The sequence below is a fragment of the Burkholderia diffusa genome, from assembly GCF_902499115.1.
GTDB classification, from domain to species: domain Bacteria; phylum Pseudomonadota; class Gammaproteobacteria; order Burkholderiales; family Burkholderiaceae; genus Burkholderia; species Burkholderia diffusa.
Genome location: NZ_CABVPN010000006.1, coordinates 135,846 through 159,217 on the forward strand (window position 1 = coordinate 135,846; position 23,372 = coordinate 159,217).

General features: G+C 70.5%; 21 protein-coding genes, 1 pseudogene and 1 riboswitch. Of the genes and pseudogenes, 14 read left to right on the top strand and 8 right to left on the bottom strand.

Translation table 11 applies throughout. The features are described from left to right. The first annotated feature begins 2 nt into the window (after window positions 1-2). The 6 genes from cobN to BTE28158_RS08110 all read left to right on the top strand — a co-directional run bounded on the left by cobN (window position 3) and on the right by BTE28158_RS08110 (window position 7,164). A complete protein-coding gene (cobN, locus tag BTE28158_RS08085) occupies window positions 3-3,818 on the top strand; it encodes a cobaltochelatase subunit CobN (protein ID WP_151050741.1) in 3,816 nt (1,271 codons plus the stop codon). Continuing rightward, the gene (locus BTE28158_RS08090) at window positions 3,815-4,903 is read left to right on the top strand and encodes a magnesium chelatase ATPase subunit I (RefSeq protein WP_151050739.1); all 1,089 of its coding nucleotides are present in this window, start codon (window positions 3,815-3,817) and stop codon (window positions 4,901-4,903) included. The genes cobN and BTE28158_RS08090 overlap by 4 nt, the downstream gene beginning before the upstream one ends. Before the next feature lie 68 nt (window positions 4,904-4,971). Continuing rightward, window positions 4,972-5,580 (top strand): vWA domain-containing protein, encoded by a 609-nt coding sequence (locus BTE28158_RS08095; RefSeq protein ID WP_151050737.1) that lies wholly within the window; start codon window positions 4,972-4,974, stop codon window positions 5,578-5,580. 75 nt (window positions 5,581-5,655) lie between these two features. Beyond that, the gene (locus BTE28158_RS08100) at window positions 5,656-6,108 is read left to right on the top strand and encodes a YaiI/YqxD family protein (RefSeq protein WP_151050735.1); all 453 of its coding nucleotides are present in this window, start codon (window positions 5,656-5,658) and stop codon (window positions 6,106-6,108) included. A gap of 120 nt (window positions 6,109-6,228) precedes the next feature. Continuing rightward, on the top strand, window positions 6,229-6,801 hold the full coding sequence (locus BTE28158_RS08105; RefSeq protein WP_151050733.1) for a DUF1993 domain-containing protein: 573 nt from the start codon (window positions 6,229-6,231) through the stop codon (window positions 6,799-6,801). Window positions 6,802-6,837: 36 nt separating this feature from the next. Next, complete coding sequence (locus tag BTE28158_RS08110) at window positions 6,838-7,164, top strand: low molecular weight protein tyrosine phosphatase family protein (RefSeq protein WP_059683377.1); 327 nt, start codon at window positions 6,838-6,840, stop codon at window positions 7,162-7,164. A 15-nt stretch (window positions 7,165-7,179) separates the two neighbouring features. On the opposite strand, the gene BTE28158_RS08115 is transcribed toward BTE28158_RS08110, so the two are convergent. Both BTE28158_RS08115 and BTE28158_RS08120 read right to left on the bottom strand, forming a co-directional pair. Further along, a complete protein-coding gene (locus BTE28158_RS08115) occupies window positions 7,180-7,608 on the bottom strand; it encodes an NUDIX hydrolase (RefSeq protein WP_124626193.1) in 429 nt (142 codons plus the stop codon). A gap of 160 nt (window positions 7,609-7,768) precedes the next feature. Continuing rightward, on the bottom strand, window positions 7,769-8,014 hold the full coding sequence (locus BTE28158_RS08120; protein WP_059606767.1) for a hypothetical protein: 246 nt from the start codon (window positions 8,012-8,014) through the stop codon (window positions 7,769-7,771). Between the two features lie 270 nt (window positions 8,015-8,284). On the opposite strand from BTE28158_RS08120, the gene BTE28158_RS08125 reads away from it, so the two are divergent. From BTE28158_RS08125 to BTE28158_RS08140, 4 genes are all read left to right on the top strand, one after another. Beyond that, window positions 8,285-9,451 (top strand): CaiB/BaiF CoA transferase family protein, encoded by a 1,167-nt coding sequence (locus BTE28158_RS08125; RefSeq protein WP_124626195.1) that lies wholly within the window; start codon window positions 8,285-8,287, stop codon window positions 9,449-9,451. A 102-nt stretch (window positions 9,452-9,553) separates the two neighbouring features. Beyond that, complete coding sequence (locus tag BTE28158_RS08130) at window positions 9,554-10,855, top strand: CitMHS family transporter (RefSeq protein ID WP_151050732.1); 1,302 nt, start codon at window positions 9,554-9,556, stop codon at window positions 10,853-10,855. 104 nt (window positions 10,856-10,959) lie between these two features. Continuing rightward, entirely contained in the window at window positions 10,960-12,126 is a 1,167-nt protein-coding gene (locus BTE28158_RS08135; RefSeq protein ID WP_151050730.1) for an acyl-CoA dehydrogenase family protein, read from the top strand. Between the two features lie 53 nt (window positions 12,127-12,179). Further along, window positions 12,180-12,923, top strand: coding sequence for an IclR family transcriptional regulator (locus BTE28158_RS08140; protein ID WP_151050728.1), 744 nt, complete (start codon window positions 12,180-12,182; stop codon window positions 12,921-12,923). A 109-nt stretch (window positions 12,924-13,032) separates the two neighbouring features. On the opposite strand, the pseudogene BTE28158_RS08145 reads toward BTE28158_RS08140, so the two are convergent. The 5 genes and pseudogenes from BTE28158_RS08145 to cobG form a co-directional block, all read right to left on the bottom strand. Beyond that, window positions 13,033-13,128 (bottom strand): annotated as a pseudogene (locus BTE28158_RS08145) (carbohydrate-binding protein); the annotation flags it as partial. 70 nt (window positions 13,129-13,198) lie between these two features. Then, complete coding sequence (gene cobJ, locus BTE28158_RS08150) at window positions 13,199-14,920, bottom strand: precorrin-3B C(17)-methyltransferase (protein WP_151050726.1); 1,722 nt, start codon at window positions 14,918-14,920, stop codon at window positions 13,199-13,201. Further along, the gene (locus BTE28158_RS08155) at window positions 14,917-15,651 is read right to left on the bottom strand and encodes a precorrin-2 C(20)-methyltransferase (RefSeq protein WP_151050724.1); all 735 of its coding nucleotides are present in this window, start codon (window positions 15,649-15,651) and stop codon (window positions 14,917-14,919) included. Before BTE28158_RS08155 ends, cobJ begins: the two co-directional genes overlap by 4 nt. Next, entirely contained in the window at window positions 15,648-16,274 is a 627-nt protein-coding gene (locus tag BTE28158_RS08160; RefSeq protein WP_059606783.1) for a precorrin-8X methylmutase, read from the bottom strand. The genes BTE28158_RS08155 and BTE28158_RS08160 overlap by 4 nt, the downstream gene beginning before the upstream one ends. Then, complete coding sequence (cobG, locus tag BTE28158_RS08165) at window positions 16,267-17,628, bottom strand: precorrin-3B synthase (protein ID WP_174919807.1); 1,362 nt, start codon at window positions 17,626-17,628, stop codon at window positions 16,267-16,269. Before cobG ends, BTE28158_RS08160 begins: the two co-directional genes overlap by 8 nt. A gap of 107 nt (window positions 17,629-17,735) precedes the next feature. Continuing rightward, a riboswitch (cobalamin riboswitch) is annotated at window positions 17,736-17,927 on the bottom strand. A gap of 204 nt (window positions 17,928-18,131) precedes the next feature. Here cobG and cbiE point away from each other — a divergent pair. From cbiE to cobM, 4 genes are read left to right on the top strand one after another with little or no spacing between them, the layout of a single operon-like run. Further along, window positions 18,132-19,367 carry a precorrin-6y C5,15-methyltransferase (decarboxylating) subunit CbiE gene (gene cbiE / locus BTE28158_RS08170; protein WP_174919809.1) on the top strand — a complete coding sequence of 412 codons (1,236 nt, stop codon included), beginning with the start codon at window positions 18,132-18,134 and terminating at the stop codon, window positions 19,365-19,367. After that, a complete protein-coding gene (locus BTE28158_RS08175; protein ID WP_151052634.1) occupies window positions 19,367-20,455 on the top strand; it encodes a cobalt-precorrin-5B (C(1))-methyltransferase in 1,089 nt (362 codons plus the stop codon). Before cbiE ends, BTE28158_RS08175 begins: the two co-directional genes overlap by 1 nt. Continuing rightward, the gene (locus BTE28158_RS08180) at window positions 20,452-21,183 is read left to right on the top strand and encodes a cobalt-precorrin-6A reductase (RefSeq protein ID WP_174919795.1); all 732 of its coding nucleotides are present in this window, start codon (window positions 20,452-20,454) and stop codon (window positions 21,181-21,183) included. The genes BTE28158_RS08175 and BTE28158_RS08180 overlap by 4 nt, the downstream gene beginning before the upstream one ends. Before the next feature lie 43 nt (window positions 21,184-21,226). Further along, complete coding sequence (cobM, locus tag BTE28158_RS08185) at window positions 21,227-21,955, top strand: precorrin-4 C(11)-methyltransferase (protein WP_151052652.1); 729 nt, start codon at window positions 21,227-21,229, stop codon at window positions 21,953-21,955. A 206-nt stretch (window positions 21,956-22,161) separates the two neighbouring features. On the opposite strand, the gene BTE28158_RS08190 is transcribed toward cobM, so the two are convergent. Further along, window positions 22,162-23,346: an MFS transporter gene (locus BTE28158_RS08190; protein ID WP_174919797.1), complete on the bottom strand. Its 1,185-nt coding sequence runs from the start codon at window positions 23,344-23,346 to the stop codon at window positions 22,162-22,164. Between the last annotated feature and the right edge of the window lie 26 nt (window positions 23,347-23,372).

Consider the following 23,372-nt stretch of genomic DNA (forward strand, 5'->3'; position numbering starts at 1 on the left):
CGATGCATCTGCTGCGCACCACGCCGGGCGGGTTCGTCGACGATACGCAGGGCGTCGTCCGGATCGACCAGCAGCCGGCCGACATCGTGATCCTGAGCTCGGCCGACACGACGCTGTCGCTGCTGGCCAGCGTCGTGCCGAAACTGCCTGCCGGCTTTCCGAGCGTGCGGCTTGCGAACGTCACGTTCCTGCGGCAGCCGGCGTCGGTCGATTTCTATGTCGACGACGTGCTGCGTCACGCGAAGACGGTCGTGATCGATCATCTGGGCGGCGAAGCATACTGGCCGTACGGGATCGAGCAGGCCGTGTCGCTCGCGTCGAAACGGAAGCAGCAGCTGGCGATGTTCTCGGGCGACCTGCAGGAAGACCCGAACCTCGTCGCGAAGAGCACGGTTGCGCCCGACCTGTGCCGGCGGTGGTGGCGCTATCTGCGCGAAGGCGGAAGGCACAACGCCGAGGCCTTGCTGCGCAGCATCGCGTTCCATACGCTCGGATTCGGCGACGAGCCCGAGCTGCCGCGCCCGCTGCCGGCCGCCGCGCTGTACCACCCGGCGCGCGACCCGGCGAGCGTCGACGACTGGCGGGCGCACTGGACGCCCGGCGCACCCGTCGTCGCGATCCTGTTCTATCGCGCGCACTGGCAGGCCGCGAACACCGCGGTGTTCGACGCGCTGGCCGATGCGCTCGTGCGCGAGGGGCTCAATCCGTTGCCGATCGCGGTCACGTCATTGAAGGATGCGGTGAGTCGCGAGGTCATCACGCAGCTGTGCGACACGCACGATGTCGCGCTCGTGCTGAACACAACCGCTTTCGCGGCCGGCGCGATCGACAGCCCCGAGCCCGACGTGCTCGCCGGCGATGCACCGGTGCTGCAGGTGATCCTGTCCGGCGGCAACCGCGACGCGTGGGTGTCCGACAACCAGGGGCTGCATGCGCGCGACATCGCGATGCACATCGCGTTGCCCGAGGTCGACGGGCGCATCGTCACGCGCGCGGTGAGCTTCAAGGGGCTGGCATATCGTTGTCCGCACACCGAAGTCGACGTCGTGCGCTACCAGCCGGACGCCGAACGCATCGCGTTCGTCGCGGCGCTCGCGCGCGGCTGGTGCCGGCTGCGCACGCTCGACAATGCCGACAAGCGCATCGCGCTGATCCTCGCGAACTATCCGCAAAGCGAAGGGCGGATCGGCAACGGCGTCGGGCTCGACACGCCGGCGTCCGCACTGCATGTGCTGGCGGCGCTGCGCGATGCGGGCTATGCCGTGGCCGACCTGCCGGCCGATGGCGACGCGCTGATCGCGCGACTCACCGAAGGCGTCACCAACGACCCGGCCGTGCATGCGTTGCGCCCCGCATTCCAGAGCTTCGCGCTGGCCGATTACGTCGCGCGTTTCTCGCGTCTGCCGGCCGCCGTGCGCGACGCGCTGAACGCACGCTGGGGCCCGCCCGAAGCAGACCCGACGCTGCGGCAGGGGCGCTTCACGATTGCCGGCTGGCGCACGGGCAACGTGTTCGTCGGCATCCAGCCGTCGCGCTCGCGCGGCGAGAACGACTATGCGAGCTACCACGATGCGGATCTCGTGCCGCCGCACGCGTATCTCGCGTTCTACTTCTGGCTGCGCGATGCGTTCGGCATCGACGCGGTCATCCACCTCGGCAAGCACGGCAACCTCGAATGGCTGCCGGGCAAGAGCGTCGCACTGTCCGACGCGTGCTGGCCCGACCTGACGCTCGGGCCGCTGCCGCATCTGTATCCGTTCATCGTCAATGATCCGGGCGAGGGCAGCCAGGCGAAGCGCCGCGCGCAGGCCGTGATCATCGATCACCTGATGCCGCCGCTCACGCGCGCGGAAAACTACGGCCCGCTGCAGGATCTCGAACGGCAGGTCGACGAATACTACGAAGCGCTGATGGTCGACGCGCGCCGCGCGAAGCTGCTGCGCAAGACGATCCTCGCGACGATCGCCGAACACCGGCTGCACGACGAACTGAGCGTGTCGCCGCCGCGCGATGCGGGCGACGAGGATGCGCTGCTGACGCGCGTCGACGCGTGGCTGTGCGAATTGAAGGAAGCACAGATTCGCGACGGGCTGCACGTGTTCGGGGTGTCGCCCACCGACCGTCAGCGACGGGACACACTGCTCGCGCTCGCACGTTTTCCGGTCGGCGACGGCAAGGGCGAACGCGCGGGGCTGATCGGCGCGCTCGCGCGCGATCTCGCGCTCGGCGACGATTTCGATCCGCTCGCGGCCGACTGGGCCGCACCGTGGACGGGCCCGCGGCCGGCCGTTCTGCGAGCGCTCGACGCGTCGCCGTGGCGCCATGCCGGCGACACGCGCGAGCGGCTCGAACGGCTCGCGCAGCATTGGCTCGACGGCCTGTGCGTGACTGTTTCCGGCGCGACCGGCGCCGATGGGGACCCAACGCCGCCCGGCGACTGGCCGCACACGCGCGCCGTGCTCGAACGCGTGCGCTCGACGCTGCTGCCCGCACTCGACGCATGCGGCGGCGAGGAACTGCGCCAGCTGCTGCGCGGGCTCGACGGCTGCTTCGTGCCGCCGGGGCCGAGCGGCTCGCCGTCGCGCGGCCGGCCCGACGTGCTGCCGACGGGCCGCAACTTCTATTCGGTCGATACGCGCGCGGTGCCGACGCAGGCCGCCTGGTCGCTCGGACTGAAATCCGCGCAGCAGCTGATCGAACGCCATCTGCAGGATCACGGCGACTATCCGCGCGCGATCGGGCTGTCGGTCTGGGGGACGGCCACGATGCGCACCGGCGGCGACGACATCGCGCAGGCGTTCGCGCTCCTCGGCGTGCGGCCGAAATGGGCGCATGGCAGCCATCGCGTGACCGACTTCGAGATCCTGCCGATCGAGATCTTCGACCGGCCGCGCATCGACGTGACGCTGCGCGTGTCGGGCTTCTTCCGCGACGCCTTCCCGAACCTGATGCACCTGTTCGACGCGGCCGTGCAGGCCGTTGCCGCGCTCGACGAGCCCGAGGCACTGAACCCGATCCGCGCGCGCGTCGAACGCGAACGCGCGAAATGGATCGAGCAGGGCGTGGCGCCGGACGAAGCGCGGCGTCGTGCCGGCTGGCGCGTGTTCGGCGCGCGGCCGGGCAGCTACGGCGCGGGCCTGCAGGACCTGATCGACCAGCGCCGCTGGCAGACCGACGCCGATCTCGCCGATGCGTACCGCCAGTGGGGCGGCCATGCATACGCGCAGAACAGCGCCGGCGACGCCGCGCCCGACGTGTTCGGCGAACGGCTCGCGACGATCGACGTCGTCGTGCAGAACCAGGACAGCCGCGAACACGACATCCTCGATTCGAACGACTACTACCAGTTCCAGGGCGGGATGACGGCAGCCGTGCGGCACATGTCGGGGCAGCAGCCGAGCATCTACCACGGCGACCATGCGAACCCGGTCGCGCCGAAGATGCGCACGTTGCGCGAGGAAATCGCGCGCGTGATCCGTTCGCGCGTCGTCAATCCGAAATGGCTCGACGGCGTCAAACGCCATGGCTACAAGGGCGCGGCCGAAATGGCCGCGACCGTCGACTACCTGTACGGCTACGACGCGACCGCGCGCGTGCTGTCGGACCACCAGTACGCGCTCGTCGCCGACGCGTACCTGTTCGACGGCGACACGCGCGCGTTCCTCGAACGACACAACCCGAAGGCGCTGCACGGCATCTGCGAACGCTTCGTCGAAGCGATGCAGCGGGGGCTGTGGCAGCAGCCGGGCGACTATCGCGAGCGGATCGAAGCGGTCTGGCTCGACAGCGAACAATTTCAGGAAGGAGGACGGCGATGACCGATCCGACGACGCATCGCGCCCGCGCGGTATTCCCGTTCGCGGCGCTGGTCGCGCAGCAACCGCTGCAGCAGGCGCTGCTGCTCGCGGCGATCGACCCGTCGCTCGGCGGCGTGCTCGTCAGCGGGCCGCGCGGCACCGCGAAATCGACCGCCGCACGCGCGCTCGCCGAACTGCTGCCTGAAGGAGCATTCGTCACGCTGCCGCTGTCGGCGAGCGACGAACAGGTCACGGGCACGCTCGATCTCGCACATGCGCTCGCTGAAAACGGCGTGCGCTTCCGGCCGGGCCTGCTCGCGCGCGCACATCGTGGCGTGCTGTACGTCGACGAGGTGAACCTGCTCGCCGACGGGCTCGTCGATACGCTGCTCGACGTCGCCGCGAGCGGCGTGAACGTGGTCGAGCGCGATGGCGTGTCGCATGCGCACGACGCGCGCTTCGTGCTGGTCGGCACGATGAATCCCGAAGAAGGCGAACTGCGCCCGCAACTGCTCGACCGCTTCGGGCTGATGGTCGAGCTCGAGAACTGCTTCGATGCCGCGCAGCGCGAGCGGATCGTGAAGGCGCGCCTCGCGTTCGATCTCGACCCGGACGCGTTTCGTGCACGTCACGCGGCCGCGCAGCGCGAACTCGGCGACCGGATTCACGCGGCGCGGGCACGGTTGTCGACGCTGGATTTCGACGATGCGGTTCATGCGCGCGTCAGCGCGCTGTGCATCGACGCGGCCGTCGACGGCCTGCGCGCCGACCTCGTGATGCTGCGCGCCGCGCGCGCGCTCGCGGCGCTGGAGCAGGCCGACGCGGTGACGGTGTCGCACGTCGAACGTGTGGCCGACGCGGTGCTGCGGCATCGGCGTCATGCGGGTACGCCGCCGTCGTCGGACGCGACGCAGTCGAATGCAGAGGCCGGCGGCAACCGCGACGACGATACGCCGCCGGATATGCACCGGCAGCCCGAGCCTCCACCAGGCGCGGCCCGCAACGACGCGACTGCGGCGCAAGGCGACTGGGGCTACCTGCCGCCCGCGCCGGTCGGACTGCGTGACGTGAAGAGCGTGGTGCCGCTGCCGTTAAAAAAACGCTGAGCCATCGAGCCGACGCCGCCGCGAACGCCGTTCGCGGTCCTCGATGGCAACCAGGCGCTGCCGCGCGCGTGCCGGGCACGGTGCGTGCCGGCACGGCCGTCGCATGGCCGGCGACGCTCGCCGCGAAGCGCGGTGCCCCGCTGCACGCCGACCATCTGCGTTTCCGCAAGCGGGCCGGCACACCGCGCGCACTCCATTGTTTCGTGCTCGACTGTTCTGCGTCGATGCTGTCGCACGATCGGCTCGCGCTCGCGAAAGGCCTGATCGTCGCGTACTTCGATCAGGCCGCGCGCGACCGCGTGGAAACAGCGCTGATCTGCTTCGGCGGCAACGGCGCCGCGAAGCGCTTCGGCCCGGCCGTGCCGCGCTGGTGGAATGCGCGCTGGCTCGAACCGGTGGACGGCGGCGGCGGCACGCCGCTTGCCGACGGCATCGCGGCCGCCGCGCAATTGCTCGCGGGCGTCGCACGGCGTACGCCGGACCGGCAGCGCTGGCTATGGGTACTGTCCGACGGCCGCACGCGCGAAACGCCGTCGAGACCGGCGGCCGCCGATCACGTCATGTTCGTCGACTTCGACGACGCGGCCGTGCGAATCGGGCAGGGCAGGCGGCTCGCCGATGCATGGGACGCGCAATGGATGACGGCCGCATCACTGTGCCCCGGGCCGGCCGGCTGATCGCATGGTCAGCCGTGCGTGGCGATCGCCGGCGCTGCGCTATGATCGCCTTTTCTCCCCACCGGAATGCCTGCCATGCAAGTACTCGTCGATGCCGACGCCTGTCCCGCCGTCATCAAGGACATGCTGTTTCGCGCCGCGCGTCGTGCCGAGATCTGCGTGACGCTGGTCGCGAACCAGTTCCTGCGCACGCCGCCGTCTCCGTTCATCAAGGCGCTGCAGGTGCCGGCCGGCTTCGACGTGGCCGATGCGCGGATCGTCGAACTCGCGGAAGCCGGCGATCTCGTCATCACCGCCGACATCCCGCTGGCAGCCGCCGTCCTCGACAAGGGCGCGCATGCGCTCGACCCGCGCGGCAACTGGTTCAGCCGCGAGAACATCGAGGAACGGCTGTCGACGCGCTCGATGATGGAACAGCTGCGCAGCGCGGGCATCGATACAGGCGGCCCGGCCCCGTTCAGCGTACGCGACGGCAAGACGTTCGCGTCGCAATTCGATCGGTTCCTGGCACGCCACGGCAAACCGTGACATACCAGGTGTCGATCGCGTGATACGTCACCGGTTTCGCGTCGAAGCGTCGGCTACGGCAGAATACGGAGTTGCCCCGACATTGATGTCGTGGCGCGAACGCCTCATCGGAGAGCATGGATGTCACCGACCCAACTTCTCGTTCCGACCTTCACCCAGATGCTGCGCGCGCAATCCGCGTGGCTCGACAAGGCCGCCGCGCACCGGCAGGCCGAGGGCAACGCGCCCGATGCATTGCTGACGCTCAAGCTCGCGCCCGACATGTATCCGCTCGCCGCCCAGGTGAGGTTTTCGTGCTTCCAGGCAATGGAACCGGTCTATCGTCTGCGCGGCGAAGCGCTGCCGGACGCGCTGCTGGCGTTGCGGGAAGCCGGCTGGCATGCCGACGCGCAGCCCGGCACGCTGGGCGACGCGCAAGGGATCGTCGCCGGCACGATCGCATTCCTTGGCGAACTCGCGCCCGACGCACTCGATGGCGGAGCCGCGCTGCCGATCGCGCTCGAACTGCCGAACGGCATCGCGTTCGACATGACGGGCGAACAGTACGCGCGCGATTGGGCGCTGCCGCAGTTCTACTTTCACGCGATCGCCGCGTACGCGATCCTGCGCCATCACGGCGTCGAGCTCGGCAAGGCCGACTACGTGCCGCACATGCTGGCCTACGTGCGGCCCGGCACGATTCCGCAGGGTTGAACGGTTGAACGGACAATCCGGCCGTCGTGCACCGGCATGACACGGGCCCTGTTCATCTGTAGCCGCAACCGGCTGCGCAGCCCCACGGCCGAGGCGGTGTTCGCCGCGTGGCCGGGCGTCGAAACCGACTCCGCGGGCCTCGCGCCCGACGCGCAGACGCGCTTGTCCGCCGAGCAACTCGAATGGGCCGAGATCGTGTTCGTGATGGAGCGTGCACACAAGGCGAAGCTGTCCGCGCGATTCGGCATCCGGCTGAAGCACAAGAAGATCGTCTGCCTCGACATTCCCGACCGCTACGCGTACATGCAGCCCGAACTGGTCGCGCTGCTCGAGCGCAAGGCCGGTCCGTTGCTGCGCACCTGAGCCGCGCGGGCCGGTTCAGCGCTCGCGGAGCCGCCCGTCCGCAAGCGCGGGAAAGCGGTCGAGGTGCAGCAGTTCGATGATCTTGCGGGTCGGCACGCTGGCGCGCAGCGTCTCGAGCTGTTCGACGTCGAACCACTTGCAGCGCGCGATCTCGTTGCTCGCGCGCGGCGTCAGGTGTTTCGGCACGTCGGCCACGAACACGTGATGGAGCTTCGTGAGGCCGCCGAACTGCACCGCATAGTCGAGCGCGAGCCCCTCCAGCCGCGTTTCCTCCGCCAGTTCCCGATGCGCGGCCTCCAGCGGCGTCTCGCCGCGCCGGATCGTGCCGCCCGGCAGCGACCAGCGCGCCGCGGTGCGGGCGACCAGCAGCACGCTGCTGCGCTGGCGGCACACGATCGTGGCGCGTTCCTTGATGCTGGCGACGGTATCCGGCCCGATATTCATGTTCGGCAAAACAGGTGCTGAATCGTGGAGGAAATGTAGGTCGACCGGCGTTGCCGGCCTGTCGCCCGATCGTCGGGCACGACGGCATGCAAGCCGCCGCGCCGATCATACCGGGCGTTCGTGACAGTTCCGTGCGTTGTCGCGCGCAACGCGCATCGCATCACGCGTGCGTGTAGAGCCCCGTGCGTGCCGGCTTCCCGGACCGCCCACGACGCCGCTTGTGGATCGCACGCCGGTGCTGATGCGGTGGCGGCGTCACGTGCGGGCGCGTGGGCGCGGGCCGTGCCGTCGGCGCGGCGGCTCGCGGCTGTGATTGTCCCTCGCCAAAATGGAAGGTCTGGGTTTGCGCGCGGGCGACGCCCAGCGTCGACGCCAGCATGATGGCCGCGAGCAGCATGTGTTTCATGAAAGGTCCGCCTTTACTCAGTGAGCACCTTGCGCCAGCTTAACGAACCGCGGCCCGGCGCCGCAACCGGCCTGCGTTCGGTGTCGTCCCCACTTGCGGGCGGCCGCGTTCTTCACACGGCTGCCGGGCATATCCGGCTTGACAATAAAATTCCCGAGTGTGAATATAAATTCACATACAGGAATTATCGTTCGAGTCCGGGAACCCGTGCCGCCGCTGTCGGCACGACGGAACAGACGGTCCGATCAACCGGGAGCAGGAGCGAGACGCATGGCGGAGCTGGAGCAGCAGGGCGCGTTGGCGGGGTTGCGCATCATCGATCTGTCGCGGGTGCTGGGCGGCCCGTACGCGACGCAGATTCTCGCCGACCACGGCGCGGAGGTGATCAAGGTCGAACCGCCGTCGGGCGACGAGACCCGCACCTGGGGGCCGCCGTTCGACGGCGACACCGCGTCGTATTTCCTCGGCGTGAACCGCAACAAGCTCGGCATCGCGCTCGACCTGACGAAGCCGGAGGATCGCGAGCGGCTGCTCGGCCTGCTCGAGCACGCCGACGCGCTGGTCGAAAACTTCAAGATCGGCACGATGGAGCGCTGGGGCCTCGGCTTCGATACGCTGCACGCACGCTTTCCGCGTCTCGTCCATTGCCGCGTGTCGGGCTTCGGTGCGGACGGCCCGCTCGGCGGGCTGCCCGGCTACGACGCGGCCGTGCAGGCACTGGCCGGGCTGATGAGCGTGAACGGCGAGGCGGGCGGGGCGCCGCTGCGCGTCGGCGTGCCAATCGTCGATCTCGTCACCGGGCTGAACGCGGCGCTCGGCGTGCTGATGGCGCTTCGCGAACGCGATGCGAGCGGGCGCGGCCAATTCGTCGAATCGACGCTGTTCGACTGCGCGCTGTCGATCCTGCATCCGCATACGCCGAACTTCTTCCATTCGGGGCGGGCCCCGGTGCGCACCGGCAACGCGCATCCGAACATCACGCCTTACGACAGCTTTCCGACCGCGAGCGTCGACATCTTTCTCGCGGTCGGCAACAACGGGCAGTTCGCCGCGCTGTGCGACGTCCTCGGCACGCGCGAGTGGCCCGACGATCCGCGCTTCGTCGACAACCGCGCGCGCAGCGCGAACCGCGCCGCATTGCGCGCGCTGCTCGAAACGGCACTGGCCGAACACGACGGCGCGGCACTGGCCGAGCAGCTGATGCGCCGCGGCGTGCCGTGCGCGCCCGTGCTCGGGCTCGACGCGGCGCTCGACCATCCGCACGTCGCGCATCGCCAGATGAAGGTCGAACTGGGTCGGCATCGCGGCATCGCGTCGCCGATCAAGCTCGGCCGCACGCCGGCCACGTACCGGCGGCCGCCGCCCGCGCTGAACGAACACGCGGCGCAGGTGTTTGCCGACGACGCACGCGACGACAACGGCCCGCGTCGCAACTGACCCGCATCGCGGCCGGCGGCGTGCGGCACCGCACGCCCGCGCCCCTTTCGCACATCACACCGCGTCGCACCGGACACGCGCCGCTGCAAGAGGAGACACATCATGCTCGCATGGATCGGCGCGACCACGATCGTCGCGCTGTTCGGCCTGATCATCACGAAGCGGCTGTCGCCGCTCGTCGCGCTGATCGTCGTGCCGGTGGCCGCGTCGCTCGCGGCCGGCTTCGGACTCTCGACCGGCAAGTTCATCGTGCACGGCGTGCAGAATATCGGCCCCATCGCCGGGATGTTCGTTTTTGCGATTCTTTTTTTCGGTATCCTCACCGATGCGGGGATGCTCGACCCGATCATCGCGGGCGTACTGCGCGTGATCGGCTGCCATCCGCCGCGCATCGTGACGGGCTCGGCGCTGCTCGCGCTGCTGATCCATCTGGACGGCTCGGGTGCCGTCACGTTTCTCGTCACGCTGCCCGCGATGATGCCGCTCTACACACGGCTCGGCATGGACCGGCGGATCCTCGCGTGCGTCGCGTCGATGGCGGCCGGTGTCAACTTCCTGCCGTGGGTCGGGCCGATGCTGCGCGCGTCGGCGGCCTTGCACATTCCCGGTTCGGCAATCTTCATGCCGATGATCCCGGTGCAGATCGTCGGGCTCGCGTTCGTGTTCGGCACCGCCTACGTCCTCGGCGTGCGCGAGGCGAAGCGGCTCGGGCTCGATCGCGCCGGCGCGGCATCGCTCGCGATCGCGCCGCGCGAGCTGACCGACGCCGAACGCGCGCTGCGCCGGCCCGGCCGTTTCCGGATCAATCTGGCGCTGACGCTCGTCGTGCTCGGCACGCTGGTGTCGGGCATCATCGACCCGATGGTGATGTTCATGCTCGGCACGGTGGCCGCGCTCGTCATCAACTATCCGGACGTGCAGGCGCAGCGCGAGCGGATCGACGCGCATGCGAAGGCCGCGCTGATGATGGCGAGCGTGCTGCTCGCGGCCGGCGCATTCACCGGGATCATGTCGGGCACCGGGATGCTCAAGGCAATGGCCGAGGTCGTCGTCGCGCACGTTCCGGTCGAGCATGCGCGCCACATGCCGTTCGTGCTCGGCCTGCTGTCGATGCCGCTCAGCCTGCTGTTCGATCCCGACTCGTTCTACTTCGGCGTGCTGCCGGTGCTCGCGGAAAGCGCGAAGCTGCTCGGCGTGCCGCCGATCCAGATGGCGCAGGCCGCGCTGCTCGGCCAGATGACGACCGGTTTTCCGGTCAGTCCGCTCACGCCAGCGACGTTCCTGATCGTCGGCCTGACCGGCGTCGAGCTGGCCGAGCACCAGAAATTCACGATTCCGTTCCTGTTCGCCGCCACCGTGCTGATGGTCTTCGCCGCGGTCGCGACGGGCGTGTTTCCGTTGTGAGCGTCCGCGTATCCGTCGCGCCGGCCTCCACCAAGAAGGCCGCTCCGAAACCCGGCGTTGTCTCGCGCGCGGCGCGCCGCTCACGTTTTCCTGGAGGGCAATCCATGCAGTTCGACCTGACCGACGACCAGCGCGCGATCGAAAGCGCGATCGAGAAAATCTGCGAGCGCTTCGGCGACGACTACTGGCTCGAACGCGATCGCGCGGGCGGGTTTCCGTCCGACTTTCACGCGGCGCTCGCCGAGGCCGGCTGGCTCGGCATCGCGATGGACCCGGCCCATGGCGGCGCCGGGCTCGGGATGACCGAGGCTGCGCTCATGATGCGCACGATCAGCGCGTCGGGTGCCGGCCTGTCGGGCGCATCGGCCGTCCACATGAACATCTTCGGGCTGAACCCGGTGCAGGTGTTCGGCAACGACGCGCAGAAGGCGCGCTTCCTGCCGCCGCTGATCGCCGGACGCGACAAGGCCTGCTTCGCGGTGACCGAGCCCGATGCCGGACTCGACACGACGCATCTGACCACGCAGGCGCGTCGCGACGGCGACCACTACGTGCTGAGCGGCCGCAAGATCTGGATTTCGACCGCGCAGGTCGCGAACAAGATGCTGATCATCGCGCGCACGACGCCGCTCGACCAGGTCGCGAAGCCAACCGACGGCTTGAGCCTCTTCTACACTGACCTCGACCGTTCGTGCGTCGAGGTGCGCGAGATCGAGAAAATGGGCCGCAAGGCCGTCGATTCGAACATGCTGTTCATCGACAACCTGCGCGTGCCGCGCGACGACCTGATCGGCAATGAGGGCGACGGTTTCCGCTACCTGCTGCACGGGCTGAACCCCGAGCGGATCCTGATCGCCGCCGAGGCGATCGGCCTTGGTCAGGCCGCGCTGCGGCGCGCAACGCAGTATGCGTGCGAACGCGTCGTATTCGGCCGGCCGATCGGGCAGAACCAGTCGATCCAGCATCCGCTCGCGCAGGCATGGATGCAGCTCGAGGCCGCGTGGCTGATGGTGATGAAAGCCGCGACGCGCTACGACGCGGGGCAGTCGTGCGGCGCGGAGGCGAACGCCGCGAAGTACCTCGGCGCGGAAGCCGCGTTCCAGGCGTGCCAGACGGCGATCGCGACGCACGGCGGGATGGGCTATGCGAAGGAATACCACGTCGAGCGCTACCTGCGCGAGTGTATGATTCCGAGGCTCGCGCCCGTGAGTCCGCAACTGATCCTGTGCTACATCGCGGAGAAGGTGCTCGGGCTGCCGAAGTCGTACTGACGCGCGGCGGCCCGCCCGGCGCGCGATTTCCCGTTCCGAATCAAGCGCTCGTCATGGACGTCAAACTCGTTGCCCGCACGCTCGACCTGTTCGAGCTGTTCGCCGCCGAACGGCGGCCGCTGCCGCTCACCGAACTCGCGCGCCTGCTCAACGTGCCGGCGTCGAGCTGCCTGGCGATGGCGCGCACGCTCGTGAGCCGCGGCTATCTGTACGAGGCGCGCAAGCGCGGCGGCTACTATCCGACGCGACGCCTGCAGACGATCGCCGCCGCGATCGACGCGCCCGATCCCGTCGTCGACATCGTGCATCCGCATCTCGTCGCGCTGCGCGACGCGAGCCGCGAGACGGCCGTGCTCGGCAAGATCCAGGGCACGTCGGTCACGTATCTCGACGTCGTCGAGTCCGAGCAGGCGATCCGCTACACGCGCCAGCCGGGCGAGCTGCGTCCGCTGCATGCGAACTCGATCGGCAAGGCGATCTTCGCGGAGCTCGCGAGCGACGCGCAGCAGGCGCTCGGCGCGCAGCTGTCGTTCGAACGCTTCACCGATGCGACGGTGGCCGACCTGCCGGCGCTCGTCGCGCAGACCGCACGGTTTCGCGAACTCGGCTGGGCCGAAAACCTCGGCGAGAGCGCGCCCGAGCTGTCGGCGATCGCGGTCGCGCTGACGCTCGACGGCGACTGGTACGGGCTGTCGGTCGTCGGGCCGACCGAGCGGATCCGCCAGCATCGCGACATGCATGCGGCGCTGCTGGTCGACGCAAAGGCGCGGCTGCTGGCGGAGCAGGGGCGGGGCTAGCAAAAAACGCGAAGCAGGGCGGAGACGGTTTCGGCGGCCGTTCGCCGCGATGCCGGGCGGCATCCGGGAACGGCCGTGGCGCGTCACGCGCCGATGGTGCGCCGCGGCGTCATGACTTCACCCACACGCCGCCCGCGCTCGGGTTGTCGCCTTGCGTCCACCATTTCGCGCAGTATTTCGCGCCCTGGTACGTGACGCAGATGCCGAAACGCGAAGCGGGCGATTTTTCCGTCTGGTTTCGGCCGGATGGTCAACCGCGCGTTGCGCAGCGACGCTCAGCGATACCAGCGCGGCGTGTAGACCCACTCACGCCCGTCGCCGATTGCGAAACGCCGCGTCGTCGACGAGCCGACGATCACCATCGTGCGCATGTCCACTTGATCGCTGCGCAGCGCGCCGAGCGTCGTCGTCGTGAGCGTCGCGCCGGGCCGGCCAATATCGCGGCCGAGCACGACGACCGTGTCGGCCGCGCGATGCGCGCGCACCGCATCGAGCGCACGGTCGAGCTGCCACGGCCGCGCACGCGAGATCGGGTTGTAGAACGCCATCACGAGATCGGCTTGCGCCGCGTGCCGCAGGCGCGACTCGATCACGTCCCACGGCTTCAGGTTGTCCGACAGCGAGATCGCGCAGAAATCGTGGCCGAGCGGCGCGCCAGCCTGCGCGGCGGTCGCGAGGGATGCCGATACGCCGGGTTCGACGCGCAGTTCGACCGCGGCCCATCGCGGGTCGCGTGCTTCGTCGAGCGCTTCGAGCACGGCCGCGGCCATCGCGAAGACACCCGGGTCACCCGACGAGACGACCGCGACGCGCCGGCCTTCGGCCGCCAGTTCGAACGCATGGCGCGCGCGCTGCATTTCCTCGCGATTGTCCGTGCCGTGGACGCGTTGGTCGGCGCGGAACGGGCCGGCCATCGTCACGTAGGTCGTATAGCCGAGGATGTCGGTGGCTTGCGCGAGCGCGGTGCGCGCGGCGGGCGTGAGCCACGCCGCATCGCCCGGGCCGAGGCCGAGCACCGTCAGGCGGCCGCGTGCACGGCCGAGCGTCGCGGGATCGACGGGTTGCGTCGCGACCGCGCACGCGAGGCCGTCGGACGTTGCGCGCAGCGTGTGCGCCACGCGCAACGTCGAACCCAGCAGGGCAGCGGCATCGGCGCCTTCGTCGCCGTCGCCGTCGACATCGGCGAAGCGCAACGGCACGTCCAGCGTCCGTGCCGCCGCTTCGACGCGCGCATCGCCGAGCAACGACGCCGGGGCGACCAATGCGGCGAGCGCCAGCCGCGCGAGTCCGTGCGTATCGAGCAGCGCGTCGATGCGCCCGGCAAGCGATGGCGACGCATCGGCCTGCACGCCGCGTGCCGCGATGCCGACCACCACGCTGCGCGGATGGATCACGAGTTCGTCGCGCGCCCCGCGCCACGCATCGGGCGTCACGCGGATCGCATGCGCGGCCGCGTCGTCACGCGGCAGCGCGACGTCGTCGAGCCAGGGCGCCGCGCCGTCGATGCGCGTCGCCGCACCCGCGAGCAGATCGGACACGAAACGCTTGCCTTGCTGGAGATCGGCGAGCGCATAGCCGTCGGGCGGGTTGAGCACGCACGCGCCGAAGCGCAGCTCGCCGCTCGTCGTGATCGCGGGCGCGACGCGGAGGCATTCGGCGATTTCGCGCGCGATCACGTTGACGCCCGTCAGCCCGCCGAGCAGCGGCACGACGGCCGAACCGTCTTCCGCGACCGCGAGCACCGGCGGCTCGACACCCTTGTCGGCCAGCGCCGGCGCGACGCAACGGATCACGATGCCGGCCGCGCACAGCGCGACGATCGGCAGGCCGCGCGCGTAAAGCTCGCGCATGTGCGCGCCGAGTTCGTCGAACGGCACGTCGGCCTCGACGCGCGACGCGAGCCCGTGCACGACTGCGCCCGGATAACGCGCCTGGATGCGCCGCGCGGTATCGAGTGCACCCGCGCCGAGAATCACGATCGCGGGCGGAGTCGTCATCCTTGCCATTTTTCCCCCGGCACGACGAGCAGCGAGAAGTACGGCGACGCCATCGGATCGACTTCGTCGAGCGGCACGATGCGCTGCGCCGCCATCGTCGCGCGCTCGACGTACAGCGCGCGCTTCGCGAGCCCCAGTTCGTCGAGCACGCGCCGCACCTTGTCGAAGTTGCGGCCGAGCTTCATCACGACGGCCGCGTCGGCCTGCGCGAGTCGCGCGCGCAATTCGTCCGCCGGCAGCACGCCGGACAGCACCGACAGGCTCTGGTTGCGATAGACGAGCGGCTGGCCGAGCACGGCCGTGCCGCCGAGCATCGCGCACACGCCGGGGATCACTTCGGTGTCGTAGCGCGGCGCGAGGCGATCGTGCAGGTACATGTACGACCCGTAGAAGAACGGATCGCCTTCGCAGATCACCGCGACGTCGCGCCCGGCGTCGAGATGCGACGCGACGATCTCGGCGGCGGTGTCGTAGAAATCGGCGATCACGGTCTCGTAGCAGAGCGGCGGCGGCAGCGCCTCGGTCGTCACCGGATAGACGAGCGGCAGTTGCGTCTGCGCTTCGAGCAGGTGCGCCTCGACGATCCCGTAGGCATTGCCTTTCTTGCCCTTCGCGACGAAATACGCGACCACCGGCGCGGCCTGCAGCACGCGCAGCGCCTTGATCGTCATCAGTTCGGGGTCGCCGGGGCCGACGCCGACCCCGAACAGGCGTCCGCGCGGGGCCATCATTCTGCCTCCGTCGCGAGTGCGTTGACGGCGGCTGCGGCCATCGCGCTGCCGCCGCGACGGCCGAGCAGCGCGACGTACGGCACGCCGCGGCTGTCGGCGTCGAGTGCCGCCTTGGATTCGGCAGCGCCGATGAAGCCGACCGGAAAGCCGAGGATCAACGCGGGGCGCGGCGCACCGGCGTCGATCATGTCGAGCAGGTGGAACAGCGCGGTCGGCGCATTGCCGATCACGACGACGCTGCCGGCCAGATGCGGGCGCCACAGTTCGAGCGCCGCGGCCGAGCGCGTGTTGCCGAGATGCCGCGCAAGGTCGGGGACTTCCGGTTCGCCGAGCGTGCAGATCACGCGATTGCCGGCCGGCAGCCGCGCGCGCGTGATGCCTTCGGCGACCATGCGCGCGTCGCACAGGATCGGCGCGCCGGCCGTGAGCGCCGCGCGGCCCGCCGTGCCGGCGCCGGCCGAGAAGCGCAGGTCGTAGGCCACGTCGACCATCCCGCACGCGTGGATCACGCGCACTGCGAGCTTCTCGAGATCGGGCGGAATCTGCGACAGGTCGGCCTCGGCGCGGATCGTCGCGAACGACTGGCGGTAGATTTCCTGCCCGTCGCGAATATAGTCAAGCATCGGTGGTGTCCTGGCTGTGCCGCGCGCCCGTCAGTCGGTCCGCGGCCTGGTCAATCGTCAGATGGCGCGCGAGCGGGGCGCCGAGGCCCGCGGCGGCGTCGCGCCGGTAAAGGTCGTAGCGTCCGGGCGCGACCGCGACGAGGGTATGCATCGCGGGACGCGGCAGCGCGCAGTGGCGCTCGCAGCCGGTCAGGTGCACGTCGACCGGATGGCCGACGCGCGCGGCCAGCGCGAGCGCATCGTGTTTCGTATCGGCGCGCGACTTCGCGCAGCCCGCGCTGCCGGTGCAGGCGACCAGCGCCGCCAGCGGGTCGGACGTCGTGCACACGAGGCCGATCGACGCGAACGCGTCGAGCACGGCTGGCGTGCGTTCGTGCGGGACGCCGTGCACGAACACGCCCTGCCACGGGGTCATCGACAGCGTGCCGTCGCCTTCCGCGTCGGCGAGTGCCGCAAGCCGTTCCAGTTGTGTTGCGTCGAACCGGCCGAGCACGAACTGCGCGCCGACGCTGCAGCGATCCGCATCGCGCGACGGCCTTGCACCGAAACGCAGCGCGGCGTCCGCCTGCTTGCGCCGCCAGCCGGCCAGTGCCGGATCGGCTTCGAGCGGGAAGGGCGCGTAATACTGCGCGCGCGCGCGCAATGCGCATGCGCCGCAGGTCGCGAGCAAAGCGCGCATCCGCGTGACGTCGGCCGGTGCGAGATCGAGGAACGCGAGCAGCAGCGCGCGAACGAGCGCGACGGTCTGGTCCGGCGCGACGTCGAACGAAGCGGACGGATCACCGGGCGCGACCGGCGGGCAGCCTGCCAGGCCCGCGGCGATGCGGACCACACCGTCGCCTCGACGCCACGCGGCGAGCCAGATGTCGTGCGGATGATCGAGCGCCGCGACCGATTCGCCGCCGTCGAGCTGGATCGAGAATTTCGGCGACACCTCGCCGCGGCGCGGCTCGTGCGTCAGCATGTCGAGCAACGGCAGCGCGAGCGCGCGGCTGTCGAGCAGTGCGTCGGGATCGCGCCCCGCGAGCGGGCTGAGCATCAGGTTGCGGACGTCGTCGCGCGCGGCGAGCGCGGCCCGGTCGTCGGCGGCATCGGCGGCGCTCGCGCGCGGGCCCAGGCCCGCGTCGAGCAATGCGTCGGCCAGCGTATCGGCCGCGCCGTCGCGGATGCCGCGCAACTGGAGATTCGCGCGATTGGTCGCGTCGATCGCGCCGGAGCCGCAGGCGCGCGCGGCGGCGGCGATTGCACGCGCCTGCCGCGCGTCGAGCCGGCCGCCCGGCAGCTTGATCCGGCACAGCCCGCCGTCGGCGGCCGCGACGACGCGCACGAGCCCCGGGCAAGCCGACGGGCGCACGGCGGGCGACGCAGGAATGGAATCGGGGGCGGAACTCAACGGGATACCGGGGCAGTGTCACGCCGCGGCCAACGTATCGGTACACCCCGCCCGACGCCGACTGGCACGCACGCACTTTCATGCCGGCAGGTCTCCTGGCTGACAGGTCGGCGCCGGCTCCCGGCCTTCCCGGTGAAACCAGTGGCATGAGGGGGGAGATCGGCTCGCTGTCTACAGTTGCGGGGGCAGCCACAGCGGCGCGGTGCGCGCCCTGTGTTCCCTCTTCGGCCCCGAAGGGCACCGGCGAACGAACGGCCGTAGGATACCCGATTTCACCGGCGCTTCGCGACCGCCGAGCGGGCTTCGTGGCCGAAGCGAAATGCGGCCCGGCGTCGGCGGCCCCGCAGATGAAACGCGCGGTGGAACACGGTACCATGCCGACTTTCGCAATGCGGACAGCTGCACCGGCGCCATCACGGCCGCCGTGCGGCGACTCGATGGAACCGGACGATGGGGAAGGGTGCATGACGGCGTGGCTGACGGTAGTGGGCATCGGCGACGACGGCTACGCGGGGCTCGGGCGTAGCGCGCGGCGCGCGCTGCTCGAGGCGACGCAGGTCGTCGGCGCGAAGCGGCACCTCGACATGCTGCCCGCGCGGCTGCGGGCCGAACGCACCGCGTGGCCGTCGCCGTTCGACCTGTCGGGCCTGCTCGCGCGGCGCGGTTCGCCCGTCTGCGTGCTGGCGAGCGGCGACCCGATGCTGTTCGGCGTCGGCGCGACACTCGCGCGCGAACTATCTCCCGACGAATGGCGCGTGCTGCCCGCACCGTCATCGCTGTCGCTGGCGGCCGCGCGGCTCGGCTGGGCGTTGCAGGACGTCGGCGCGGTGTCGCTCGTCGGCCGGCCGCTCGCGACGCTCGCGCGCCATCTGCTGCCGGGCCGGCGCCTGTTCGTGCTGAGCGCCGACGGCCGCACGCCGGCCACGGTCGCGGCCGAACTCGCCGCGCGCGGCTTCGGTCCGACGCGCATCAGCGTATTCGAACACCTCGGCGGGCCGCTCGAACGGCGCATCGACGGTCTCGCGCAAGACTGGAACATCGACGAAACCGCCGCGCTCAATCTCGTCGCGCTCGACTGCCAGGCCGGCCCCGATGCGCCGCGCCGAGCACTCACGCCGGGCCTGCCTGACGACGCGTACCGCCACGACGGCCAGCTCACCAAGCGCGACATGCGCGCGCTGACGCTCGGACGCCTCGCGCCCGCACCCGGCGAACTGCTGTGGGACGTCGGCGCGGGTAGCGGCTCGATCGGCATCGAGTGGATGCGCACGCATCCGTCGTGCCAGTCGATCGCGATCGAGTCGCATGCGGAGCGGCAGCGCTTCATCGAACACAATCGCGACGCGCTCGGCGTGCCGGGCCTGCAACTCGTCGCGGGGCGCGCACCCGCAGCGCTTGCCGGGCTTGCGACGCCCGACGCGATCTTCATCGGCGGTGGCGCGACCGCGCCCGGCGTGCTCGCCGCGTGCTGGTCGGCGCTGAAGCCCGGCGGCCGGCTCGTCGCGAACGCGGTCACGCTGCAGGGCGAGCTGGCGCTCGCCGCGTGGCGCGATATTCACGGCGGCACGCTCACGCGCGTGTCGCTCGCGCACGCCGAACCACTCGGCCGCTTCGACACGTGGCGGCAGCCGTTGCCCGTCACGCTGTACGACGTGCGCAAACCCGATTCCACGGCAACGGACCTCGCGGACCCCACGTGATGCGCGACGAAACCCCCGAACAACCGGCGCCGCTGCGCTTCGGCTATACGACCGGCAGCTGCGCGACCGCGACGTCGCTCGCGGCCGCGCGCCTGTTGCTCGCGGGGGGCGCGATCGACGCCGTCGAGATCGTGCTGCCGAAGGGGCAGCACGTGATGATGCGGCTTGCGTTCTGCAGGACGACCGCAGACGGCGCGGAAGCCGGCACGATCAAGGATGCCGGCGACGATCCGGACGTCACGCACGGTGCGCTGGTCTTCGCGCGCGTCGCGCTCGCGGCGGTGCCCGGCGTGCGCTTTCACGCGGGGCCGGGTGTCGGCACCGTCACGCGCGCCGGACTCACGCTGCCGGTCGGCGAACCGGCGATCAATCCTGTGCCGCGCCAGATGATGACCACGCACCTCGACGCGCTCGCGGCCGAATTCGCCTACGCAGGCGGCTTCGACGTGACGATCGGCGTCGAGGGCGGCGAGGCGCTCGCGCTGAAGACGATGAACCCGCGTCTAGGCATCGTCGGCGGATTGTCGATCCTCGGCACGACCGGCATCGTGCGGCCGTTCTCGTGCTCGGCGTACATCGCGTCGATCCACCAGGGCATCGACGTCGCGCGCGCGAACGGGATCGCGCACATCGCCGCGTGCACCGGCAACGCGAGCGAGGATGCGATGCGCGCGCACTACGGCCTGCCCGACATGGCGCTGATCGAAATGGGCGATTTCGCCGGCGCTGTGCTCAAGCACCTGCGCCGCGCGCCGGTCGCCCGCCTGTCGATGTGCGGCGGGTTCGGCAAGCTCAGCAAGCTTGCGGCAGGCCATCTCGACCTGCACAGCCGCCATTCGAGCATCGACCTGCCACTGCTTGCGAAGTGGGCGGCCGAGGCGGGCGCGAACGCAGCGCTGCAGGCCGCGATGCGCGCGGCGAACACCAGCCAGGAAGCGCTGAAGCTCGCGCAGGCCGACGGCGTGCCGCTCGGCGACATCGTCTGCGCGCATGCGCTGCGGGTCGCGCGCGACATCGTGCCGCCATCGGTCTCGGTCGAGATGTTCGCGATCGACCGGCAGGGCCGCTTCGTCGGGACCGCACGATGAGCGCGCGCATCCTGCTGCTCGGCGGCACGGGCGACGCGCTGAAGATCGCACGCGCGCTCGGCCCGCAGCACGTCTACAGCCTCGCGGGCCTCGGCAAGGTGCCCGACGACTTGCGCTGCGAAGTGCGCGTCGGCGGCTTCGGCGGAGCGGCTGGGCTCGCCGCGTACCTGCATGGCGCCGGCATCGGCCTCGTGATCGACGCGACGCATCCGTATGCCGCGCGAATCAGTGCGAACGCGGCGGCCGCCGCGCGCGACGCGGGCGTGCCGGTGTGGGCGCTGCGACGCGCGCCGTGGGCGCCGCAACCCGGCGACGACTGGAGGATGGTCGACGACTGGGCCGGCATCGAGGCCGCGCTCGCGCCGTTCCGGCGGCCGCTGTTCACGCTCGGCCGCGAACCGCTCGCGCATCTCGACGAGATTCCGCCGCACCAGTTCTGGCTGGTGCGCTGCCTCGATGCGCATCCCGGCAACGCGCGCGCGCAGGTCCTCGCCGCGCGCGGGCCGTTCACGCTCGACGGCGAGCGCGCGCTGTTCGCGCTCGCGGGCATCGACGTCGTCGTCAGCAAGAACAGCGGCGGCGCCGCGACCGAGGCCAAGCTCGACGTCGCGCGTGAACGCAGGCTTCCGGTCGTGATGCTGCGCCGGCCGACGCTGCCCGACGCCGATCGCATGTTCGACTCGGCCGCCGCGCTGCTCGATGCGCTCGACCCGGCCGCGCGCGCGTGATGCCGCGCGACCGGCTGCCCCATGAATTGACGGAGATTTTTCGATGACGGTGTATTTCATCGGCGCGGGCCCCGGCGACCCGGAGCTGATCACGGTGAAGGGCCAGCGTCTCGTGCGCACGTGCCCGGTGATTCTCTACGCAGGCTCGCTCGTGCCGCCGGCCGTGCTCGACGGCCATCGCGCGGAGCAGGTCGTCAATACGGCCGAGCTCGACCTCGATGCGATCGTCGCGCTGCTCGCCGATGCGCACGCGAAAGGCCTGGACGTCGCGCGCGTGCATTCGGGCGATCCGTCGCTGTACGGCGCGATCGGGGAACAGATCCGCCGGTTGAAAGCGCTCGGGATTCCGTATGAAATCGTGCCCGGCGTGACGGCCACGGCCGCGTGCGCGGCGACGCTCGGCGTCGAGCTGACGCTGCCCGGTGTCGCGCAGACGGTGATCCTCACGCGCTTCGCGGGCAAGACGACGATGCCGGAAGGTGAAGCGCTCGGCGCGCTCGCCGCGCATCGCGCGACGCTCGCGATCCATCTCGGCGTGCGGCATCTCGCGCGGATCGTCGACGAAGTGCTGCCGCATTACGGGCCCGCGTGCCCGGTCGCGGTGATCTACCGTGCGAGCTGGCCCGACGAGGAACGCGTGACCGGCACGCTGGCCGACATCGTCGGCAAGGTGCAGGGCACGCGGATCGAGCGCACCGCGCTGATCCTGATCGGGCGCGTGCTCGATGCGGAAGGGTTTGCGGATTCGACGCTGTATGCGAGCGGCAGTTGATCGCGCGCACGGAACGCGAGGCACTTCGCATTTCGCGGCATCGCGACGACGGGTTTTCTCGCGAGCCGGCCCGCTGATCAACGCCCTCGGTCGAACGGCGCCAACCGTGCAATCCGGCGTGACTGAGCAACAACGGGCAACCGCGCGAAGGCCACGATCCGGGTCAACGCCTTCACGCGCAGCGTCCGACCCGCGCCAAGTCTGCGCTAAGCCCGCGCAACACGCCGCGCAAACTGCGGTGCGAACCCAGCCGCCAGCGCGAACAGCACGACGCACAGGCACGCCATCGCGACCCACGCGGGCGACAGATCCGCGAGATGCTGGCGCACGATGCCCGCCGCGAACGGAAACAGCCCAGCGATCAGATAGCCGACACCCTGCACGAACCCCGTCAACGACGCCGCATCGGCCGGTGTCGCCGCATGATCGACCGTGACGATCAGCGACAACGGAAACAGCGCGCCGATACCGGCCCCCATCAGCAGCGCAGCCGGCAACGCAAGTGCCTCCGGCGCGGCCAGCATCACCAGCAGCCCCGCGAGCAGCGACGCGATCGCCGCGTGCAGCGCGGGCCGGCGATCGGGCAGGCGGTCGATCGTCGCCGAGATCGCCAGCCCCGCGACGACTTCGGCGAGCGTTACGCCGCCGAGCAGGCTGCCGGCCGCGGTCGGCGACCAGCCGAGCCGCATGTAGTATGGCGGCAGCCATGCCAGCACGAGGGTATAGGCGCCCGTCGCGATCCCGAAGAACATCGCGAGCCGCCACGCGCGCGGCGAGCGCGACGGCCGCGCCTGCACCATCGACCCCGACGTCGGCCCGGACACCAGCGCATCACCGCCACGGCTGGCCAGCGGCCACGCGAGCGCTGCGACCGCGGCCGGCAGCGCCCAGCCCGCGAGCGCGACCAGCCAGCCCCAGCGGGCCGCGGCCAACGGCGCGACGACGCTCGCGAGCACCGCACCGCCCATGATCGACGTCGAATAGACGCCCATCGCGCCGCCGACCCGCGTCGCGAAATGCGCCTTCACGAATCCCGGCAGCAACGCCTGCACCATCGCGATTCCGAGGCCCGCGCAGCATGCACTCGCGAGCAACAGCCACGCGTGCTGCGCGCCGATTCGCGACGCGCACGCGAAGCCGATCAGCGCGACGCCCAGCCAGACGCCGCCCGTGATCCCCGTCACGCGCTGCAGCCGGCGCGCGCTCAGCGCGCCCAGCCCCATCAGCAGGATCGGGATCGTGGTCAGCAGGCTCGCCGCGCCGTCGCCGATGCCGGTCGCGCGCTGGATCATGTCGAGCAGCGGACCGATCGCGGCCAACGCCGGCCGCAGGTTCAGTCCGACCAGCACGATCGCGGCAAGCCGCCATCCGGGGGAAGTGAAGCGATTCATGGAGTGGCCCTCATTATCGGTGCACG

Coding starts and splice junctions, on each gene's coding strand:
- BTE28158_RS08135 (WP_151050730.1), top strand. CDS start 10,960: ATGCAGTTCGACCTGACCGACGACCAGCGCGCGATCGAAAGCGCGATC.
- BTE28158_RS08120 (WP_059606767.1), bottom strand. CDS start 8,014: ATGAAACACATGCTGCTCGCGGCCATCATGCTGGCGTCGACGCTGGGC.
- cbiE (WP_174919809.1), top strand. CDS start 18,132: ATGACGGCGTGGCTGACGGTAGTGGGCATCGGCGACGACGGCTACGCG.
- BTE28158_RS08110 (WP_059683377.1), top strand. CDS start 6,838: ATGACACGGGCCCTGTTCATCTGTAGCCGCAACCGGCTGCGCAGCCCC.
- cobJ (WP_151050726.1), bottom strand. CDS start 14,920: ATGACGACTCCGCCCGCGATCGTGATTCTCGGCGCGGGTGCACTCGAT.
- BTE28158_RS08155 (WP_151050724.1), bottom strand. CDS start 15,651: ATGATGGCCCCGCGCGGACGCCTGTTCGGGGTCGGCGTCGGCCCCGGC.
- BTE28158_RS08140 (WP_151050728.1), top strand. CDS start 12,180: ATGGACGTCAAACTCGTTGCCCGCACGCTCGACCTGTTCGAGCTGTTC.
- BTE28158_RS08115 (WP_124626193.1), bottom strand. CDS start 7,608: ATGAATATCGGGCCGGATACCGTCGCCAGCATCAAGGAACGCGCCACG.
- BTE28158_RS08160 (WP_059606783.1), bottom strand. CDS start 16,274: ATGCTTGACTATATTCGCGACGGGCAGGAAATCTACCGCCAGTCGTTC.
- BTE28158_RS08175 (WP_151052634.1), top strand. CDS start 19,367: ATGCGCGACGAAACCCCCGAACAACCGGCGCCGCTGCGCTTCGGCTAT.
- BTE28158_RS08130 (WP_151050732.1), top strand. CDS start 9,554: ATGCTCGCATGGATCGGCGCGACCACGATCGTCGCGCTGTTCGGCCTG.
- BTE28158_RS08100 (WP_151050735.1), top strand. CDS start 5,656: ATGCAAGTACTCGTCGATGCCGACGCCTGTCCCGCCGTCATCAAGGAC.
- cobM (WP_151052652.1), top strand. CDS start 21,227: ATGACGGTGTATTTCATCGGCGCGGGCCCCGGCGACCCGGAGCTGATC.
- BTE28158_RS08190 (WP_174919797.1), bottom strand. CDS start 23,346: ATGAATCGCTTCACTTCCCCCGGATGGCGGCTTGCCGCGATCGTGCTG.
- BTE28158_RS08105 (WP_151050733.1), top strand. CDS start 6,229: ATGTCACCGACCCAACTTCTCGTTCCGACCTTCACCCAGATGCTGCGC.
- BTE28158_RS08180 (WP_174919795.1), top strand. CDS start 20,452: ATGAGCGCGCGCATCCTGCTGCTCGGCGGCACGGGCGACGCGCTGAAG.
- BTE28158_RS08125 (WP_124626195.1), top strand. CDS start 8,285: ATGGCGGAGCTGGAGCAGCAGGGCGCGTTGGCGGGGTTGCGCATCATC.
- cobN (WP_151050741.1), top strand. CDS start 3: ATGCATCTGCTGCGCACCACGCCGGGCGGGTTCGTCGACGATACGCAG.
- BTE28158_RS08090 (WP_151050739.1), top strand. CDS start 3,815: ATGACCGATCCGACGACGCATCGCGCCCGCGCGGTATTCCCGTTCGCG.